This is a genomic window from Mycolicibacterium litorale (genome assembly GCF_010731695.1).
GTDB classification, from domain to species: domain Bacteria; phylum Actinomycetota; class Actinomycetes; order Mycobacteriales; family Mycobacteriaceae; genus Mycobacterium; species Mycobacterium litorale.
In genome coordinates this window covers 1,461,642-1,480,057 of sequence record NZ_AP022586.1, presented here as the reverse complement: position 1 = coordinate 1,480,057, position 18,416 = coordinate 1,461,642, and the positions used below count along the sequence as shown (strand labels likewise).

18 protein-coding genes are annotated in these 18,416 nt (G+C 66.5%); 9 read left to right on the top strand and 9 right to left on the bottom strand.

Features of this window, described 5'->3' with window-relative positions:
• Positions 1 to 77 precede the first annotated feature (77 nt).
• Positions 78 to 1,676, bottom strand: coding sequence for a PucR family transcriptional regulator (locus G6N30_RS06890; protein WP_134060955.1), 1,599 nt, complete (start codon positions 1,674 to 1,676; stop codon positions 78 to 80).
• A gap of 142 nt (positions 1,677 to 1,818) precedes the next feature.
• On the opposite strand from G6N30_RS06890, the gene G6N30_RS06885 reads away from it, so the two are divergent.
• The 8 genes from G6N30_RS06885 (at position 1,819) to G6N30_RS06850 (ending at position 9,518) form a co-directional block, all read left to right on the top strand.
• The gene (locus G6N30_RS06885; protein ID WP_163687447.1) at positions 1,819 to 2,802 is read left to right on the top strand and encodes an amidohydrolase family protein; all 984 of its coding nucleotides are present in this window, start codon (positions 1,819 to 1,821) and stop codon (positions 2,800 to 2,802) included.
• Between the two features lie 120 nt (positions 2,803 to 2,922).
• The gene (locus G6N30_RS06880; protein ID WP_134060957.1) at positions 2,923 to 3,669 is read left to right on the top strand and encodes a GntR family transcriptional regulator; all 747 of its coding nucleotides are present in this window, start codon (positions 2,923 to 2,925) and stop codon (positions 3,667 to 3,669) included.
• On the top strand, positions 3,666 to 4,709 hold the full coding sequence (locus G6N30_RS06875; protein ID WP_134060958.1) for an ABC transporter substrate-binding protein: 1,044 nt from the start codon (positions 3,666 to 3,668) through the stop codon (positions 4,707 to 4,709). Before G6N30_RS06880 ends, G6N30_RS06875 begins: the two co-directional genes overlap by 4 nt.
• Entirely contained in the window at positions 4,706 to 5,542 is an 837-nt protein-coding gene (locus tag G6N30_RS06870; protein ID WP_134060959.1) for an ABC transporter permease, read from the top strand. Before G6N30_RS06875 ends, G6N30_RS06870 begins: the two co-directional genes overlap by 4 nt.
• Before the next feature lies 1 nt (position 5,543).
• Positions 5,544 to 6,389 (top strand): ABC transporter permease, encoded by an 846-nt coding sequence (locus G6N30_RS06865; protein WP_134060960.1) that lies wholly within the window; start codon positions 5,544 to 5,546, stop codon positions 6,387 to 6,389.
• 52 nt (positions 6,390 to 6,441) lie between these two features.
• Positions 6,442 to 7,209: an ABC transporter ATP-binding protein gene (locus G6N30_RS06860; protein ID WP_134060961.1), complete on the top strand. Its 768-nt coding sequence runs from the start codon at positions 6,442 to 6,444 to the stop codon at positions 7,207 to 7,209.
• Positions 7,210 to 7,263: 54 nt separating this feature from the next.
• On the top strand, positions 7,264 to 8,778 hold the full coding sequence (locus tag G6N30_RS06855) for an aldehyde dehydrogenase (protein ID WP_234880374.1): 1,515 nt from the start codon (positions 7,264 to 7,266) through the stop codon (positions 8,776 to 8,778).
• Positions 8,778 to 9,518, top strand: a complete 741-nt coding sequence (locus G6N30_RS06850) for an enoyl-CoA hydratase/isomerase family protein (protein WP_134060962.1) — start codon at positions 8,778 to 8,780, stop codon at positions 9,516 to 9,518. The genes G6N30_RS06855 and G6N30_RS06850 overlap by 1 nt, the downstream gene beginning before the upstream one ends.
• Before the next feature lie 2,368 nt (positions 9,519 to 11,886).
• Here the strand turns inward: G6N30_RS06850 and G6N30_RS06845 are convergent.
• From G6N30_RS06845 to G6N30_RS06835, 3 genes are all read right to left on the bottom strand, one after another.
• On the bottom strand, positions 11,887 to 12,672 hold the full coding sequence (locus G6N30_RS06845; RefSeq protein ID WP_134060963.1) for a bestrophin-like domain: 786 nt from the start codon (positions 12,670 to 12,672) through the stop codon (positions 11,887 to 11,889).
• Positions 12,673 to 13,014: 342 nt separating this feature from the next.
• Positions 13,015 to 14,250: a serine/threonine-protein kinase gene (locus G6N30_RS06840; RefSeq protein WP_134060964.1), complete on the bottom strand. Its 1,236-nt coding sequence runs from the start codon at positions 14,248 to 14,250 to the stop codon at positions 13,015 to 13,017.
• 85 nt (positions 14,251 to 14,335) lie between these two features.
• Positions 14,336 to 14,794, bottom strand: a complete 459-nt coding sequence (locus G6N30_RS06835) for a transglycosylase family protein (RefSeq protein WP_134061014.1) — start codon at positions 14,792 to 14,794, stop codon at positions 14,336 to 14,338.
• Between the two features lie 409 nt (positions 14,795 to 15,203).
• On the opposite strand from G6N30_RS06835, the gene G6N30_RS06830 reads away from it, so the two are divergent.
• Positions 15,204 to 15,662, top strand: coding sequence for a hypothetical protein (locus tag G6N30_RS06830; RefSeq protein WP_134060965.1), 459 nt, complete (start codon positions 15,204 to 15,206; stop codon positions 15,660 to 15,662).
• Between the two features lie 44 nt (positions 15,663 to 15,706).
• Here the strand turns inward: G6N30_RS06830 and G6N30_RS06825 are convergent, their stop codons facing one another.
• From G6N30_RS06825 to G6N30_RS06805, 5 genes are all read right to left on the bottom strand, one after another.
• Positions 15,707 to 15,925 carry a hypothetical protein gene (locus tag G6N30_RS06825; RefSeq protein ID WP_134060966.1) on the bottom strand — a complete coding sequence of 73 codons (219 nt, stop codon included), beginning with the start codon at positions 15,923 to 15,925 and terminating at the stop codon, positions 15,707 to 15,709.
• 95 nt (positions 15,926 to 16,020) lie between these two features.
• Positions 16,021 to 16,404: a hypothetical protein gene (locus G6N30_RS06820; RefSeq protein ID WP_134060967.1), complete on the bottom strand. Its 384-nt coding sequence runs from the start codon at positions 16,402 to 16,404 to the stop codon at positions 16,021 to 16,023.
• Positions 16,405 to 16,508: 104 nt separating this feature from the next.
• Entirely contained in the window at positions 16,509 to 16,868 is a 360-nt protein-coding gene (locus G6N30_RS06815) for a hypothetical protein (protein ID WP_134060968.1), read from the bottom strand.
• Positions 16,852 to 17,208 (bottom strand): hypothetical protein, encoded by a 357-nt coding sequence (locus G6N30_RS06810; RefSeq protein WP_234880375.1) that lies wholly within the window; start codon positions 17,206 to 17,208, stop codon positions 16,852 to 16,854. The genes G6N30_RS06815 and G6N30_RS06810 overlap by 17 nt, the downstream gene beginning before the upstream one ends.
• A gap of 381 nt (positions 17,209 to 17,589) precedes the next feature.
• Positions 17,590 to 18,315, bottom strand: coding sequence for a hypothetical protein (locus G6N30_RS06805; RefSeq protein WP_134060969.1), 726 nt, complete (start codon positions 18,313 to 18,315; stop codon positions 17,590 to 17,592).
• Between the last annotated feature and the right edge of the window lie 101 nt (positions 18,316 to 18,416).

The following is an 18,416-nucleotide window of genomic DNA, read 5'->3' as shown; positions in this document are numbered from 1 at the left end:
GCACGTCGGTCGATCGATTGCTCCGATAGGCGAGACCTTGGCCTGATCCGCTCGTCTATCGGAGAAAGCGTGGTCGGTCACCTCAGCAGCAGCTCACACAGGAGCCGCTCAGCGGGATCGTCGAAGTCCAGACCAGAGATCGCCTGGATGCGCTTCAACCGGTAGCGCAGGGTCGTGACGTGGACGTTGAGTTGCCGGGCCGCGGCGACCACGTTGCCGAACGCCGACAGGTACGCCGTCAGCGTCGCGGTGTACTCGGAGCCGGTGGCCTGATCCTCGGCCCGCAGCCGTTCCAGCTTCGGATGGTCGATCGCGTTGGCGGTCATGAACTGACCGACCCTCGACAGCGCGATCGTCGCCAGCGCGTCGTCGAACGACGTGACCGTCAGACGTTTGGCCGGCGAACACGTTTCGAGCACCTCGTCGACCTGGCCTCGGGCGGTGGGGATGTCCTGCAGCGCACGGACGGTGCGGCTGAGCGCGACCTGCACGCCGCGTCCCAGCAGCGCACGCCTGACGTGTTCGCCCACCGCGGCGGCGAGATCACTCAGCCGCCCTGCCGAGGTCTCGGCATCGTGGGCGAGCACGCAGTAGACGGTGTGTCCAATCGTCGTGGTGGCGGCGCGCCAGCGGTACGACTGGCAGTACAGGGCAACGGATTCGACGGTTCGATTCCGGTCGAGGTTGGTCAGCAACGCGTCCGGCGATGCGCGCAGACCGAACACGGTGTACCGGTCGGCAGGCGACAGACCGTATTCCTCGGCCGTGGACTGGGCGATGGTGCCCTGATCCAGCAGCAGCCGCGTCTGTCGGTTCTGCGCCGCCCGTCGCTGGAAGCCGGCCTCTTGATGCCGCAGGAGGAAGGGCGCCGCGGTGCGGGCGGCGGTGATCATTCGCTCCCGGATGTCACCTGGCAGCGGCGTCTCGCCCTCGGCGACCCACAGGACCCCGAGCAGGAAGCGTTCGGCGCGAATCGAACACAGCAGACGTCGCCTGGCCTCGAAGGGCCCGTCCTCCACGGTCACCACCTCGTCGGTGCCGAGCAGTGTGTCGATGACACCCAGAGACTCCAGATGCCGCAGCCAGTCGTCGGGGATCCTGCGGCCCAGGATCGCGATGTCGCGACCGCGGTCGACCTGGCCGGTGGAACTCGAATACGACAGCACCCGGAACTTCGCGTCTTCGATGATCACGTGGCCGCCGAGCATCTCCGCGAGCGATTCCGCCACTCCGGCAAGGTCTTCGAGCGCGACGCCCGATCCCCGGATCTGTTCGGTGTCGGCCACCCGGATCCGTTCGCGGATCAGATCGGACAGTGTCAGCCAGGGCACGTCCGCCCTGCGCTCGAGCACACACACCCCCGCCTGGAGTCCCGCCGCCCCGATGAGCGCCCGGTCGTCACCGGATACCGGTCCCAGGACCACCACGCGGACGCCCCCTTCGGCTGACCGGGTGATCAGGCCTGCCCAATCGGCGGGCGCGGCGCCGATCACCAGCAACAGGTCCGGGCACTCGTCCAGGGACCCGTCGAGCACTCCCACGGACCGGATCCCGAGGTCGCCGTCGGGGGCAGGCGCCGTCACCGTCACCAGATCCCCGAGCAGGCGGAGGATGTCCGATGCCGGGATCCCGCCAAGGGTCTCAGCGGCATCCGGCGGGCTGAGCGTCGTGTCCACCCCGCCAGTGTGCCGCAGCGCCCATGGCGACCGTTGATCCGTTCGTAGTGTGCAGACCCCCGATGTTCCTCCGATCGGAGCACGGAGGCCGGTCCGGCGGCTCCTAAACTTCAGCCACCGACCACGAAAGAGACGACGAAACGTGACCTCCCCGTCCACGCTCGCACCGGGCCACATCGACATCCACGCGCACCTGCTGCCGGAAGACTGCTACGAGATCCCGGCCGCCGACGGTGTGCGCCGCCTGGCGGAACGCGCCGACGACGAGTTGCACCTCGGCGACTTCCCCATCGCCGTCACGCGGGACCAGATCTCCGGCGTACCCCGCATCCTGGCCGACATGGACGCCGAGGACATCGCGGTACGGGTCGTGTCGGCGCCGCCGTACGCCTTCGCCGTCAGCGCGGAACCAGACGCCGCCGCGGACTACGCGCGCCGGGTGAACGAGGGTCTGATGCGGATGTGCGAGAACGCCCCGGACCGCCTCGTGCCGCTGGGAGTGTTGCCGTTTCAGGACCGCAGTGCCACCGCGATCGAAGTGAAACGGCTTGTCGCTGACGGCGTTCGCGGCGTATCGGTGCCGCCGGTCGTCGGCTCGTTCACGCTTGGGGATCCCGAGCTGCACCACGTTCTGGACAGTTGTGCCGAGGCAGGCCTGGCGGTACTGGTGCACCCCACCCAACAGCCTCGGCCCGGGTTCAACCACCACTATCTGCAGAACCTGATCGGCAATCCAGTGGAATCGGCGACCGCGATCGCGTCGATCCTGCTGGGCGGGACCTTCGACCGGGCGCCGGCGCTGCGCATCGCATTCGTGCACGGCGCCGGGGTGGCACCGGCACTGCTGGGCCGGTGGGATTACGGGTGGCGGATGCGGGCGGACGTGTCGGCAGACAGCGCCACTGCACCGAGCGAGGTTTTCCGCAACCACGTCTACGCCGACTCGCTTGCCCATTCGGTGGAGGCGGGGAGACTGCTGTGCGCGACGGTTCACCCCGAGCGGATCACGCTGGGTTCCGACTACCCGTTCGACATGGCCGATGCGCACCCCGTCCGCTCCGCCGAGGCGTTGGGACTCGATCAGGACGCGCTGCGCACCAACGCATTGCGGTGGCTTGCCTGGTGACATAGCGCAAAGACCAGCTCAGCGAGCCGGTGTGACTCCGGCCATTCTCCACTTTAGAAGTGATTGACAGCACACCAACTGATGTATACATTTTTGCGAGTTGGTAGACAAGGAGTTCACATGGCATACACAAGTGCTGCCAGTCGCATCGCGGCTGAACTGCGAACCGAGATCCTGCACGGCCAGATCGCCCCGGGTTCGCGGTTGTCGCAGCTGCACATCGCCGAGCGTTTCGGCGTCAGTCGCATCCCGGTTCGCGATGCCCTGCAGATGCTCGCCGGCGAGGGTCTGGTTCACCCCAGCTCGAACGCCACCGCCGTCGTGATCGGGATGTCGATCCCGGAACTGCAGGAGCTCTACGAGCTCCGGGAAGCGGTCGAGCCGGTCGCCACACAGATCGCGGTCCCGAAGGTCGGCAGGGCCGACATCCTGATGATGCGCAAGCAGATGACGGTCATGGAGTCCAGCAGCGAGACGCCGATCTGGTTGGCCGCCAACGCCGAATTCCACGCGGCGATCTACAAGCGGGCCGGCCGTCCCCGCATGATCGACCTGGTCGAGCAGCTACGCCGGCTCACCGACCGGTACCTCTACATGCATCTGGAGGTGATCGGCCAGACCGAGCACCTGCACGCCGAGCACGCCGCGATCTTGAGCGCCGTCGAAAGTGGCGATCCGGCGCTCGCGGCCCAGCTCACCCGCGAGCATCTGGCCACCTCGCACGACCACATCCTGTCTTACCTGTTGGAACACCCGTCCGCGACCGGTGGTGACGACCTCATCAGCTACCACGATCGCGGCCATCAAGACCCCGCGCCCTCCGCAACGATGCCCAGGGGCGGCCGAGTGAAGGGAACACAATCGTGAAAGTACTGGGACGCCGAATCACGGCTGTGGTGCTCGCCGCCACCACCGCGCTCGCGATGTCCGGGTGCGTTTCCCGGCCCGATTCCGGTGAAGGTGGCGGCGAAGGCGGGACCATCCGGTTCACCTTCGCACCGGATCCGGTGTGGGACTACATCACCGATCAGGGAATCCTCGACGAGATGGAGGCCGAGTCCGGCATCACCATCGAAGCGTCATCGACCTGGGACGAGTTCGGTGTCTTCGCCGGCGGACACGCCGACATCGTGTCCTCAGCCTCCTACGAGGTGCCGGTCATCGAAGAGGAGACCGGACGCGACACGATCATCATCGGCAAGTACAACCTCGACCGCAGCGTGATCATCACCAAGGCCGACAACCCCGCGAAGAGCCTGGCGGACATCAAGAGCGAAGACGTGTCGGTGTACACGGCCGTGTCGGCGACGCTGCTCTGGGGTGCCTACGCCAAGAAGATGCACGGCGTCGACTTCCGCACCGGCGGTGGCGATTACAACCTGATCGTCTCCGATCCGCAGCAGCAGGCCGACCTCGTGGCCAAGGGTGAGGTCGCCGCATGCGTGTGCCTGCCCGAATTCGCCGCGCCGGGTCTGCGCAGCGGTGAGCTCAAGGTCCTCTACGACGGCCGGTCCGCCGCCGACATGTACTCCGACCTGGTGGTCGAAGGCCACGAGGGACCGATGATCAACGTCTTCCTCGCCGGCAACGAGTGGGCCCAGGAGAATCCGGACAAGGTCGAATTCTTCCTCGACGTCTGGCAGCGCGGGCTGTCGGAGTGGGAAGCCAACAAGGCCAAGATCATCGAGACCTACCCGCAGCACTTCGCGGTGGAGGCGCCCGAGGACATCTCGTTCGTGCAGGACTACATCGCCGACCACGACTGGTTCGTGCGTGACGTGCGGTTCGACCAGGCCTGGGCCGACAACGAAGGAAAGGTCTTCCCGTTCCTCAAGGAGACCGGGTTCATGGCCGAAGACCAGTCCCTTCCGAAGTTCCGCCCCTCTGAAAAGGGCGGCCAGTCGTGACGGTGACAACCAGCCAACCCGCTGACGCGGCCAGCGCACCCCCGGAAACGGGGGTGGCGCAGGCGAGCCCGGTCGCCGCGTCGGCGCGGCGGATCGGGCTCCACTTCGTCGGTTACGCTCTTCTCCTGGCGATCTGGGCCTTCTGTTCGCTCGTGGTGTTCACCGAATACGTGCTGCCGGCACCGTGGACGGTCGGTGCCGAGATGTGGCATCTGGCCGCCGACGGGACCGCGTTCCTCCAATTCGGTTCCAGCATCGTCAAGATCGCTCTCGGCTTCGCGATCGGCACCCTGTTCGGCGTCCCCCTCGGCCTGCTGATGGGACGCGTCCGGTACCAGAAGTACTTCTGGCAGCAGCCGCTTCTGGTGCTGGGCAACGTCCCTGGGCTCGCGTTCGCGGTGTTCGCGTTGATCCTGTTTGGCATCGGGGCCATCGGGCCCATCGTGGTGGTGTCGTTCGTCGCACTCCCCTACGTCGCCCTCAACGTCGCCCAGGGTGTCGAAGAGGTGGACCGCCGCCTGATCGACATGAGCACGGTGTACGGACGCGGGCGCGGAGACGTCATCAAGTCGGTGTTCCTCCCGTCGGTCATGCCGTTCCTGTTCGCCGCGCTGCGGTACGGGTTCGCGATGGCGTGGAAGGTCGAAGCGCTCACCGAGGTGTTCGGTGGCCGCAGCGGCATCGGATTCATGATCCGCCAGTCATTCCAGGAGTTTTCCGTCGCCGGCGTGCTGGCCTGGACCGGGTTCTTCGTGCTCTTCATCCTGTTGATCGAGCGCGTGATCCTGGCCGGGCTCGAACAACGGTTCTTCGCATGGAGAGGGGGCCGCTGACATGAGCGCACCCGTGATCGACCGTGGTGACACGGTCACCGCACGCCGCAGGGCGCTACCGGGTTGGCTGACCGGGCCGGTGGGCGCCACCACGGCGGCAGGGCTGCTGTTCCTGCTGCTGTGGCAGCTCGCCGGCACGTTCGGCGACCGGATCCCCGGACCCGTTCCGGTGGTGCAGGCCGCGATCAAGGAGATCGAACGCGGCGAGTTCTTCTTCAACTTCGCGATCAGCATGCAGCGGTTCGTGATCGGGATGGTCATCTCGATCGTGCTCGGGATCGTGATCGGCCTGGCGATCGGATCCTTCCGGGTGTTCGACGATCTCTTCGGCGACGTCAACCTCGTCGGCCTGGCCATCCCCGCCGTGATCTGGGCGTTGTTGTGCGCCATGTGGTTCGGATTCTCCGACACCGCACCGATTCTCACGGTGATCCTGTCCGCGATTCCTTTCGTCGTGGTCAACGTCGCGGCCGGGGCACGGTCGATACCACCTGCGCTTCTGGACATGTCGCAGTCCTACGACGTGCCGCCGGCACGCCGGTTGCGGCATGCCGTGTTGCCTTCGGTGACCGGCTACGTGGTGGCCGGCATCCGGTTCGGCGTCATGTCGGGCTGGAATGGACTGCTGCTCTCGGAGTGGTTCGGATCGGCAGACGGTGTCGGACACCGTGCGCGCTACTGGTACGACGCCAACCAGTTGCCCGGCTTCGTCGCGTGGATCGCCTTTTTCATCGCCTTCATGGTGCTCACCGATCGCGTGCTGCTCGAGCGTATGTCCCGGCGCGCCTTCCGTTGGCGCGACGGCGAAGCCAAACCCGGCGAGTCCACCGCCGCGGCAGCGGCTTAGCAGTCACAGCGGCCGCGGCCGCATAGACCCCACTCACTCAAGGAGATTCCTCATGGCAAACGTCACCGTGACAGATCTGCTCAAGGTGTTCGGAACTCCCACCGGACCGCAGACCGTCATCAACCGCATCGGATTCGAGATCGCCGACCAATCCTTCGTCTCCCTGGTCGGGCCGTCGGGCTGCGGAAAGACCACGCTGCTCAACATCATCGCCGGCATCGAGTCCGCCACCTCGGGCACCGTCACCATCGGCGGAGCCGGCCAGTCGGCCAAACTCGCCTACGTCTTCCAGGAACCGAGGCTGCTGCCGTGGCGGTCGATTTTCGACAACCTGATGTACGTCCAGGCGGTGCGCGACGACGCCGCCAAGCAGCGTGTGCACGAGGCGCTCAAGCGCGTCGGGCTGGGTCACGCGGAGAAGAAGTGGCCCGGGCAGCTGTCCGGCGGACAGCAGCAGCGCGTCGGCATCGCCAGGGCGCTGTCGATCGAACCGGACGTGCTGCTGATGGACGAGCCGTTCAGCCACCTCGACGCGATCACCGCGCGGGGCCTGCGCGAGCACCTCCAGGAGATCTGGGCACAGACCCGCAAGACCGTCGTGTTCGTCACCCACGACGTGAAGGAAGCCGCCGAGCTCTCCGACCGCATCCTGATGCTCGCGCCGGGGGGCACCATCCACGAGGACATCACCGTCGATCTTCCTCGTCCGCGCAAGGCCTCGAATACCGAAGTGGCCGTGCTCGAATCGTCGATCCTGCGCCGCTTCGAGGAGCTCGAAGCCAGCGCCCGTCAGCGTTCCGCGGTTCCCGCGGGCGCCTGAACCCTGCCAAACGAGAAAGAATCCAAATTGTCTCAATCGGTTACGACTTCCGCTGTGACCACTTCCCATTCGCTCAACGGCGACAGCGTGCACGGCCTGCTCATCGACGGTGAGCACCGGCCCGGCGGCGGCGAGATCCTCGACGTGATCAACCCCGCCACCGGACAGGTCTTCGCCCGCTGCCACAGCGCGAGCGCCGAGGACACCGACGGCGCCGTGGTGTCGGCTCGGAAGGCGTTCGACTCCGGCGTGTGGTCCCAGATGCCGATCCACCAGCGCTCGCGCATCCTCAACCGCTTCGGCGATCTGCTGGAGCGCGACATGGACAAGCTCTATCGCCTGGAGACCGACAACAACGGCAGGCCGATCACCGAGACCAAGGCGCAGATCACCCGGCTGGCCGAGTGGTACCGGTACAACGCCGCACTGCTGCTGGCCAGCCGGGACTCGGTGGTCCCCATGTCAGGGCCGTACCACTCCTACACCTCGCGCTTCCCGCTCGGCGTGGTGGCGACGTTGTCGTCGTTCAACCACCCGCTGATGATCGCGTCGAAGAGTGTGGCGCCGGCGTTGGCGACGGGGAACAGCGTGGTGCTCAAGCCTTCTGAGCAGACACCGCTGACCGCGCTGCTGGTCGGCGACCTCGCCCTCGAGGCCGGTATCCCGCCCGGGGTGCTGAACGTGATCCCGGGCCTCGGCCCGGTGGCCGGTGCGGGTCTGGCCGAACACCGTTTGGTGGACAAGGTGGTGTTCACCGGCGGCACGGAGGTGGGCCGCATCATCTCGGTCGCCACGGCGCGCCGGTTCGCGAAGTCGACGGTGGAACTGGGCGGGAAGACCCCGGTGCTGGTGTTCGACGACATCGACACCGAGGTCTCGTCCCGCGGTGCGGCGTTCGGCGGGTTCGTGGGGGCCGGCCAGACGTGCATCGCCGGGACCCGGATCCTGGTGCAGGAGACGGTGTACGACGACTTCGTGGCGGGTCTGGTGGCCCAAGCCGAACGCATCCGGATCGGTGACCCGAGCCAGGCCGACACCCAGCTCGGCCCGGTGATCTCCGAGCGGGCCCGCAAGCGCATCCTGGACTACGTCGAGATCGGTGTCTCCGAAGGCGCGACGCTGGCCACCGGCGGCAAGTCCGTCGACGTGCCGGGGCTCGACGGCTATTTCGTGGCCCCGACCGTCCTGGCGGATGTGAACAACCAGATGCGGGTGGCTCGCGAGGAGATCTTCGGTCCTGTGCTGGTGGTGATCCCCTTCACAGACGAGGCGGACGCCATTGCCATCGCCAATGATTCGCCCTACGGGCTCGGTTCGTCGATCTGGACGCGCGATGTCGCCCGGGCGCACCGGGTCGCCTCGAAGCTGGAGCACGGCATCGTTTGGGTCAACGACCATCACCGGCTCGACCCGTCCTCGCCCTGGGGCGGGGTCCGGGAGAGCGGACACGGGCGCGAGGGCGGCATCGAATCGTTCGACGAATTCACCCACGTGCGTGCGGTGACGATCCGCACCGCCGCCGACGACGTCGACTGGTACGGCGGCGTGGCGCTGGAGAGGCTGAACTGATGACGGTGACCGACGACATCGCGACGGTGCCGGGACTGACCGTGGAGCGCGACGGTGCGGTACTGACCGTCCGCCTGGACAGCCCCGGCGGCAACCTCATGTCGATGGACATGTGTGACGCGCTGGCCGCGGTGCTGACCGTGCCGCCGGCGGGGGTGCACCTCCTGGTGCTGTCGGCGGCGGGCGACAGCTTCTGCCTGGGGCGGGAACGCACCGCCGCGACACCCGAGGACCTGCCCACCGAGGTGCGCCGCCTCATCGCCGTCAACGAGGCGCTGGCCGCCACGCCGCTGGTGACCGTGGCCCGGGTCCACGGCGATGCGGCGGGGTTCGGGGTGGGCCTGGCCGCGCTGTGCGACGTCGCGGTCGCGACGCGGACGGCACGGTTCAGCTTCCCCGAGGTCCGCATCAACCTGGCGCCCGCGCTGGTGCTGGCGTGGCTGCCGCACATGGTGGGCCGCCGGGCGGCGTTCTGGCTCACCGCCAGCGGACTGCCGGTCTCCGGTGACGAGGCGGTGCGCCTCGGTCTGCTCAACGAGGTCGTCGAAGACGTCGGCGCTCTCGATGCCGCGGTGAACGAGAAGGTCGGGGCACTGCTCGCCGGAGAACCGCGGGTGCACAACGAGATCAGGGCGATGCTCCGCTCGGTCGAGTCCCTGTCGGAGCGCCAGTCCTACGAGTTGGCCGCCGACCGCCTGGTCCTCGGATCTCTCAAGCGGTTGCACATTCCGGGGCACTGAGATCGATTGCGGGGGAAGCCGGTACGTCCGGCGTCCCCCGCTTTCGGCTCCGTCGCCTAGCGAGCGCTCAGCACCGACACTGGACAGCCGCACCAACAACCTCACCTTGACCGAGCACCGGACCAATGACTTTTCGGATCTCAGTTGTGCAGACCTCGCGGCCGGCTGAGGCGATGCCGTCACAGCGTTCGGCCGTGAGGCCCGCGGAAAAGGTTGACCGGACCAACGGCCCTCACGATGAATAGCGCTTGAGGAAGCGACAGCTTTTATATCTACACGCTGGATGGTCTTCCGACTGGTGAGCGGCCATGCGAGTGCGCTAAGCGGCCGCTTGAGAGGACCGCCCCTTTTCCGAGCCTTCATCGATCGAAGGCGACTCCGAGCGACAGTGATACGCCCCGCCGCATCCCAGCGCTTCTGTCTTGATCTCATGGGGCGATAGCGCCGCTTGCACTGACAGCCCCCTCCGACTTGGTGACAGCAATAGGGGTCGACTGGCAGATATCACATTCCGTTGCAGTGGCCGGTGCCGGTGCCGACCAAAATACGGTATGCAAGCCCACCGTGGGATGTTGCCGACGCAACAATTGCGGCAGATTTTTTCGGTTGGTTTGCATGATTGCGGTTAGGCGGCTCGCTGCGACGCTCATCAAACCCGATCCCGCAGAAGCGATCTGTGGCGGACCGCGACGCTGCCCCAACGATCGTTAGCGATGTGTGCAATAAAGCCGCCAACGCAATTGCTCAGCGCGATGCTCTGAACCATCGGTCTGACTAGTCTCAGATTGGTGCTCGCATCGGCCGGGCTGGCGTGCACCCGACTCAGCTTTATGGGAGGCCCGCGTGAGGCAAACCAAGTTCTCACCGGCTTCGATTCTGGCGTTATGCCTGCTCGTGGCCGGTGCCCTTCTGCTTGCGGCGGCCATCACTGATTCCTTGCGGGACCGAAGCGACATTGCTACGCATTCGACCACTGTGAAGCCTACCGGCCGGCTAGGCGAGTCCATGAGTGACACACAAACCCGGCCGCCGCGCCCGCCACTGAGCAGGCCGACCACCCCCGTCTCACCGACCCGTTCCGCTGTACCAAGGGAAGCACCTCCCCCGGCGGGTCTCACACCTGAGACACCCGCATGGACCCATTTCGAAGACGCCCCCGGACCGTGGCTTCTGCCCGATACCGGGGCCGGCGGTCCTCAGTACGATTCCGACTCTGATGGAGCGACGGGCCCGGATCCGGGTCTACCAGTAGCAGGTGGCCCCGCCAGCCCAGGTTTGCCCGCAGCGGGGGCACCTGGACCGGGCGGCAATTCCGAACTCCCAGAAGTCTTCGGACCAAATGAGCGTGAGCTCGATGGCCTCATACAAGAGCAGGCGAGATGGCATAAGCCGGAACGTCTGGTCGTCGATCGAACCGAGCGCGTCGGACTTGAAATCGGCGACTCAGATGAATTGACGTCGACAATTCGCGCTCTGCTGCCGAGCTCCGAGTCAATACCAGCAGGCGATGTCAGAATCGGACCACTGACAAGAGCGCGTTTGATAGCTGACACCAATGATGCCGACATCACTCCAAGTGAATCGGTCGACGCGTCAACATCTCAAGATGTCGCACTTTTGTGGACTTGGTTCATCCGGCCTAAACGACCAACTGACAGTTTGCTGCTGACGGTTCATATAGAAGTGCCCACCCGAAACGGAGCCGTCTTTGTTACGGACATGCCGCTAGAGCTTCGTGTCGAACGAACGCTTGCCTACACAAGTGCACAGATCTTCGCCAATTGGACCACGTGGGCCGGAATCATCGCCTCTGTCGCTGGCGGGGCGCGGCTGATCTGGCTGCAGCGCGGACGAATGAAGCGGACCGAAAAACCGACCGGAGAGCGTATGTCGCGAAGCGCCTCGACGGGCCAGTCTCCTGGCGGGACATCGAGTACTTCTCCCCCCGGCGAGACCGTCAAGGCTGATGTGTCCGCGGAGGAGAACCAGGGAGTTGACTCGCCGCCTCCACGGCCACCTGAGTGACCGGCGTCCTAAGCGCACAAGTCCTCCGACGAGGCTTCGACTCAAAGCTCATAGCCAGCGGTGCCAATTCCCAGTTCACGCCTGCGCCCCGCCTGCCGAAGCAACTGCGTTAGGGGTGAATGCTCAGCTCGGACCTGACGCAATCGTCCGAGGGGTGGTCGCCCCCCGGCTAAGAGGCGTGTGCCACGAGCGTACGTCCGGTCAAAGGCGATGACTGTTGATGTGCAGTGAGTTACCGCACCCTCAGTTACTTCTTCCAGCCAACGGCCCTGAATTCGAAGCGATTCCAGCCTTCACCTTCGCGGAGAACGCGTGCGCACATCATGCATCATTGAATGACCGATCAGCGAGCGCTCAGCACCGACACCGCCTCACGGAGCGGGTCGACGGACGTGCCTATCACCCCCTGGTAGGGATGCGACAGTTCGATCACCAGGAAGAGGTTGGCGGCGACGATGATCCCCACGATCGCCACCATGGCGTAGTGCAGTAGCGGTCGGTCCACCCCGTAGACGATCGCGGTGCCCAGCACCAGCCCGCTGTTGAGCAGGATGACGGCCCACAGTGGCCATGGCGGGCCGGTGTCCCCGCGGGCGGTGAGGATGCGCACCGTGCGGCCCTGGCTGAGCGTGTCGAGGTTGGCATACGACTTGGCGAGCAGCGTCTTCTGCGGTTCGGTGGTCGCCCGGACCTGACCGAGTGCGGCGTAGACGCCCGCGAGCGCACCGTCGGTCTCCGGATCGCGCACGGTGGCGCCCCGTTCCCATTCGGCGACGGCGGATTCCTCGTAGGCGAGGAGGCTCCGCCGGATGCGGTCCCGGTCGGCTGCATCGAAAACCGCTGAGTCGGTGGCGATCTGCACAGCGGCCGCGCCCTCGGCGCGGGCGCCGCCGTCGGCGGTGTTGATCTGGCCCCACATGGCGGAGACGACGAATCCGATGAAGAACGCGTAGACGAAGCCGATGAAGCCGTAGGTGAACTTGGTGACGTCGTTGTGTTCGTCGCGGGCCAGGGCGGAAAACCGCCGGCGCAGGAACATCCGCAGGAGGATGGCGCCGCCGGCGATCACCACGACGAGACCGATGAACAACAGCCCTGAGGGGACGGCGCTGACGAGCCAAGCGGTCATCGTTGCGCTCCTGCCTGTGGGCGTCGCGAGTGAGACTACGGTGCCGCCCGGCTCCCAGCGGCGTTTTTCCGTCGCCCTGCGTGATCTTGACCCGCGGAGGGTACCCCGGCCTCATCAGCGAAGGGGTGTGACGTCATGGGCGCGAGTTGGTTCGCAGAGATGCCGCGGGTGGCTGCGTGCAGGGCATGCGGGTACCCCACGTTGGGTGTGAATTACTGCGCGGTGTGCGCGAACGACGTGCTGGCCGCAGCGACGCATCCCGGCCTCGACGCCCACACGGATCCGGGCTTCACCCCCGCAGCCTGAGCTCTGCCGTACTGGGCAGCGACCGACCGACCGGGCTCACCGATTGCCTTGGCCGTTACCGCCGCCCTTCTCCTCTTTCTTCTTGTCCCCGTTTCCCTTCTTGCCGCCGGGCTCGTCTCGCGGTTGTTCGACGACGGGCGCAGGCGTCGTCGGTGGCGGCGGGGTGCTGCTCGGCGGAGGCCCCGGCGTGGTCGTGCTGACCGGTTCCGGTGGCGGCGACGGTGCAGTGGAGAACGGGTCGGCGGCCAGCGCGAGACCGGTGATGGTCAGGCACGCCAGGACCGCGGCCGCGAAGATCGCCTTACGGGTGCGGCTCGGTAACCGGCGCCATCGAGACGGCGGTGACGGCGGCGGCATCACGTAGTGCTCCGATGGCGGCAGCGGCTGGTCGAGAACCCTGGTGGCCGGTCGTGGGACCGCCGCCACGGCCGGCGCGGCGCCGGCGACGAGTGCTTGACGGTCGCCGTTGAGGGCCGCACGCATGTGGGCGGCGTCGCCGAAGCGCTGTGCCGGGTCACGGGTCATGGCGCGGTCGATCGTGCCGGCCAGGAACTGATCGAGGTCCGGGCGAATGGCACGCAGCGGAGGGGGCGGGTCGTCCATGATGGCGCGCGCCATCGCGGCGGGTGTGTCCTGGGCAAAGGCGCGGCGGGCCACGACCGCCTCGTAACCCATCACCCCGACCGCGTAGAGGTCGTCGGCCACCGAGGCGGGGGCGCCGGTGATGCGCTCGGGACTCATGTACGCCATCGTGCCGACGATCTGACCGGTCATGGTGTGGGCGGCGCCGCCGGTCTTGGCGATGCCGAAGTCGCCGACCTTGAAGCTGTCCCCCGATGCCGAGAGCAGGATGTTGGCCGGCTTGATGTCCCGGTGGAGAAGCCCCGCGGCGTGTGCGACGGTCAGGGCGGACAGCACGTCGTCGAGCATGGAGCGGACCCGGTCGGGCGGCATCGGACCGCGCGTGACGACGTCGAGGAGGGTCTGGCCGGGCAGGCGTTCCATGACGATGAACGGTGTGCCGTCGTAGTCGCCGTAGTCGTGCACCGCGACGATGTTCGGGTGCGAGAGCATCGCCGCCGAGCGGGCCTCGTCGCGGAACCGGTTGAGGATCTCCGGCTGGGCTCTCATCGCGGGGTGTAGCAGTTTGATCGCGACCGGCCGGTCGAGTCGGGTGTCCAAGGCGTCGCGGACCTCGGCCATCCCGCCGACGCCGAGCGGCCCCTTCAGGACGTAGCGGTCGGCGAACAGGTCGTGTCCGGTCACGTCCATAGGGTTGCCCCGCTCATCCTCGCCGTACACAGGTGGTGCTCGCTGACAGGTCTGGCCAACCTATCGGGAGCCGAGGCGGTCGGCGTCAGTAGGCCAGTGCGGAGGCGACGGCGCGTGCCTGGCTCGTCAGTGCGACGCACATCCTGTTGAGGTTGACGACGCCCAGCACTATCCCGGAGATGGCGCGGCACGCGCTGCCGGTACCGGGAGGGGCCGTCGACCTCGGCGACAGCGCGTACGCACCACAGACGGGCCAGGCGCCCAGCCCTTGAGTCCGCAGCACGCGCTCGGCGACGGCTATCTGGTACTCGCGCGGTGCGCGTTCCGGGGAACCGACGCCGCCGTGCTCGCGCCAGGTGGCCGGCAGGAATTGCAGGCCGCCGTAGAAACCGTTCCCGGTGTTGATCGCCCAGTTACCGCTCGATTCGCATTGCGCGATCGCATCCCAGTTCACCGTGCTGGCATGGGCATTCGGCGTGGCGACCGTGATCGATGTCGCTGACAGCGCAGCGGCGGTCAGCGCCACACCGAATCCCTTGACTATGTGCACTGAGTCCCCTTCAGTCGCCGAACGCGGGTGGAAGCGCCTGACGCGGCGTTCGATCTCTGATGACGGCCATTGTTACTCGTGATATCACCGTGAACATTGAGAAGACCGTGATAGTTGTTCACAATCTTTCGGCCGGGCTGACTCGCATCACGAAAAAGGCGGCTCTCGATCTCTCGAGAACCGCCTCTGACCTGCGTCGGGCTGACAGGATTTGAACCTGCGACCACTTGACCCCCAGGCTCAATAGTGGCGTCCGCGGATGACCGCCGATGACCGGAAAGTGCTGGTAGATCGGCTGGCCGGAACATCGGCGAACCTACCGAGACACCCCAGAAATCGACCGCGTTGCTGTACCGGTTGCTGTACGCGCGCGGATGTCCACCACCTCTGATAGGAGAACATCGTGACCACAACACCCGAGAACGTCCGCACGTGGCGGGACCTCGCGGACCAGCTCACCCCCGCGCAACTGGCCGCGCTCGAGCGCGAAGAACGCGTCGGCGCCAGCTCCCCTTACCGCGACGGAGCCCTCCGGTACGAGGCTCGCCGCTACGTCGTCGGCAACATCGGCACCGCCATGGTCGGCGCGATCGCAGAACCGTCCGACAGCACCGGGTGCCTCGACTGGGACACCGACTGGTGCGAGGACGGTTCGTGGTCGAGGTACTTCTACGGCACCGAACGGAAAGCCGCCGGGACAACGATCCGGATCACTGGCCGCCAATACGAGGACGGTCGCACGGAGCGCGAGGTGTTGGTCGAGGGAGGCATCGACAACGCCCTCAGCGTCGACGAGGCCAAGCAACTCGCCGCCGCGCTCCTCTGTGCCGCCGAAGAAGTCGAACGGCTTAGTAACCACTGACTGCGGCGCACCCCTTTTTCGAGCCCCTCACCGGTAGCCGGCGGCTAAGACACCAGCAGATCGAAATACACCGGCGTCATCGACGGAACCGCGGTCGCGGTGACTCGCACGCCTTCGCCGCGAACAATCGCCACGAAGAAGTCACCGGGCTCGATCGGAGACTTCACCACGTGCGGATCCTCCTTCGCACCGCCCGTGATCACCTGCGCTTCAGTAGAACCGAACGGCGACAATGTGATCATCGCCAGCTTGCCGTCCGACACGTTGACTATGCGGAACCGGCCAGCCCCGATCGGCTCAGCTCTCCATGGATCAGCCATCGTCAATCCCCCTTCGCGAAATGCCAATGTAGCGACCGTCAGGATGGCGGCGTGGTGCCCCCGAGCAACTCGATTAATTCAGCGATCAGCGACTTCGGGACGACAATCGTCACCGACTCAACCTCGTCGCATCCCCGGCGTCGCAACTTGAGGTCGATGTGGGGGCCATCATGGTCGTTATCGCTGAAGATTCGCGAGTAGACGTCGGGCCGCTCTTTGCGCGTCGCCTCTTCGACGATGAACTCGTCGAGCGGCTTGAGGTCTTCACCAACGATCAATGTCTGCTGGTGCCAACGTTCGTTCAGGGGGTCCTTCGTTATCTCGAGGATCCACTCGACCGACTTGCTGGACAGCAGGTCCCAGTGCGGTTTACAGACGTCGGTTGCGATGAAGGTCGCCGAAACCTCTCCCGCCTCCTTCAATCTGATGGGCCACGTCGCTTCACGAGGACACCGCTGCACCGCACACTGTGACATGACGGTCACCCTAGTTGCGGAGTGCGAAGTTCCCAGGGTGAACACGCGCGTCAGTCGTACAGGGCGGTAACGGTGTCGTCCGGGCTGACCAGCCAGCCGGTGATGCTGCGGTCTTGGCGGCGACGCCGCTCGATGCCTTCGTCGGGGAAGCTGTGGCCGCCGAGCTCCCACGAGACCAGACGCACCGGCTCGCCGGCCTCGAGCGCGGCGAGCCTCTTCCGATTGACGCCCCATAGGCTGCTGTCTGGCGGCGGTACCTCACCCGGATGCTGACGCTTCCAGCGCGGATCGATCCGCCCTGGATCTGTGGCATTCTCGCGTTCCCGCTCAAGTAACGCCGCGTGCACCCCCGGCACATGCAGTCCCCCGCCGTCGCCGGCGTAGTCGTCGTCGTCATCGATCCGAGGCATGGACACCCTTCCATCGCGCGTTCGACGCCCGCCTGGCCTTCACCGACGTAAGCGACGCCGGCGCCGGAAGATCAGTCTTCACCTGGGCCAGCAGCCGTGCGGCCGATCCCTCGAGCAGCCGGATCTCGGCCGACAGCTTCACCCGTGCGTGGTCGTCGGTGCTGGCGTGCCAGCGCCGCTGCAGCTCGACCTTGCGGTCGATCTGATCGGCGATCATCGCCCGCAGCGCCTCCTCGGCGGTCGACCACTTCAGCGGCCGCGCCAGACCGAGTCGCCTCGAGTTCGACGCCAACTCCGCGTCCAGGCCCGCGAGGACGGCCTGTGCTTCCTCACTGTGCACACCGGGCCCAGCCCCGGCCGACGGTGCCGCGGTGGTAGTTGCTGAGCGACGCCGCGCCCGCGGCGCGGGTGCCGTATCCGTGACAGGAGTGTCACGCTTAGCGCCCCCACGGCCGCGGCGCGCACGCTGCCTGCAGGCTGGCGAACAGTACGACGCGTCAGCGCGGCCGATGAACCCGTTACCGCACTTCAGGCATGACTTCTTCGCAGCCACTGTGCCCTCCTATCGATGAGCCGAGAAGCGGGAATCGACCCGAACTGGCGTGCCGTATCCGTGACAGAACTCTGCGGCCATGCGTGCGGATCTGGGAAGTACCAGTGCGTTGCGGCAGGCGAGGGCGCCCGGCCGGGGGGTGGATGCCATGGCGGTCAGCGGCGGCGTTCATGGTGTGGCCAGTTCGGCTGGCAGTTCGGGGATGAAGGCTCGGCGGCGTTGTTTGTCGCGCTCAAGCATCGCCTGTACGTGTTGGGGCAGTGCGCTCCGCGGCGGGACGAAGGCGCGGAACGGTCGGCGCTGGATCGTGGCGTTCCACTGCAGGGTGAGTTCGTCGGGTGGTGTCGCCGGCTGTTGCGCGTACCGCTGCAGGTCATGCTCGCTGACGGTGGATGACATCGCCGATGCGACGGCGCTGCAGGCGCTTCCGGTGAGGCCGTCGAGCACGGGCACTCGGTAGTGGCGGCGGATCTGCTGCTGGGCGTCGCCGTCGATTGTGGTGGGGACGACGGCGGCGAGGATGCGGTAGCGGTCGGTGCGGAGGGCGTCGAGTACCTTGCGGTCGCGTTCGACTGGTCCGCAGGCGACGCCGAACGTCGCCGCGATCGGTAGTCGCCACGTCTGGTAGTCCTGTCCGAACAGTTCCATGTGGCCTTGGTCGAGGTAGTGGCCGCAGTAGTCCCGGAACGCGTCGAGGTCGGCGATGTAGTGCACCCCGCAGGCGCAATCGGATGAGGGCACCGCGTTGCCGTGGGGGCATCGGGCGTCGACGAGGCTGCTGCTGCACATCGCGGCCTTCGGCCGGCCGTGCGGGGTGAGCAGCCGCCAGTACTCGGGCAGCAGCAGCCAGAGACGCCAGCCGAATCGGGTGGCGTGGTGGGGGTGAAGTGCCATGTCGTGTGGTCCCTTTCGTGGGTGGTTGGCGGCCGGCGCAGGTACTGACTCGGGGCTGACATAGGGACCCCGTTATGGCCGGTCCTTGCCCGTGTTGACGG

What these genes read in the sequence shown, in the direction of transcription:
- G6N30_RS06880 (WP_134060957.1), top strand. Translation starts at nt 2,923, where the DNA reads ATGGCATACACAAGTGCTGCCAGTCGCATCGCGGCTGAACTGCGAACC.
- G6N30_RS06815 (WP_134060968.1), bottom strand. Translation starts at nt 16,868, where the DNA reads ATGCCTCGGATCGATGACGACGACGACTACGCCGGCGACGGCGGGGGA.
- G6N30_RS06850 (WP_134060962.1), top strand. Translation starts at nt 8,778, where the DNA reads ATGACGGTGACCGACGACATCGCGACGGTGCCGGGACTGACCGTGGAG.
- G6N30_RS06805 (WP_134060969.1), bottom strand. Translation starts at nt 18,315, where the DNA reads ATGGCACTTCACCCCCACCACGCCACCCGATTCGGCTGGCGTCTCTGG.
- G6N30_RS06845 (WP_134060963.1), bottom strand. Translation starts at nt 12,672, where the DNA reads ATGACCGCTTGGCTCGTCAGCGCCGTCCCCTCAGGGCTGTTGTTCATC.
- G6N30_RS06865 (WP_134060960.1), top strand. Translation starts at nt 5,544, where the DNA reads ATGAGCGCACCCGTGATCGACCGTGGTGACACGGTCACCGCACGCCGC.
- G6N30_RS06840 (WP_134060964.1), bottom strand. Translation starts at nt 14,250, where the DNA reads ATGGACGTGACCGGACACGACCTGTTCGCCGACCGCTACGTCCTGAAG.
- G6N30_RS06860 (WP_134060961.1), top strand. Translation starts at nt 6,442, where the DNA reads ATGGCAAACGTCACCGTGACAGATCTGCTCAAGGTGTTCGGAACTCCC.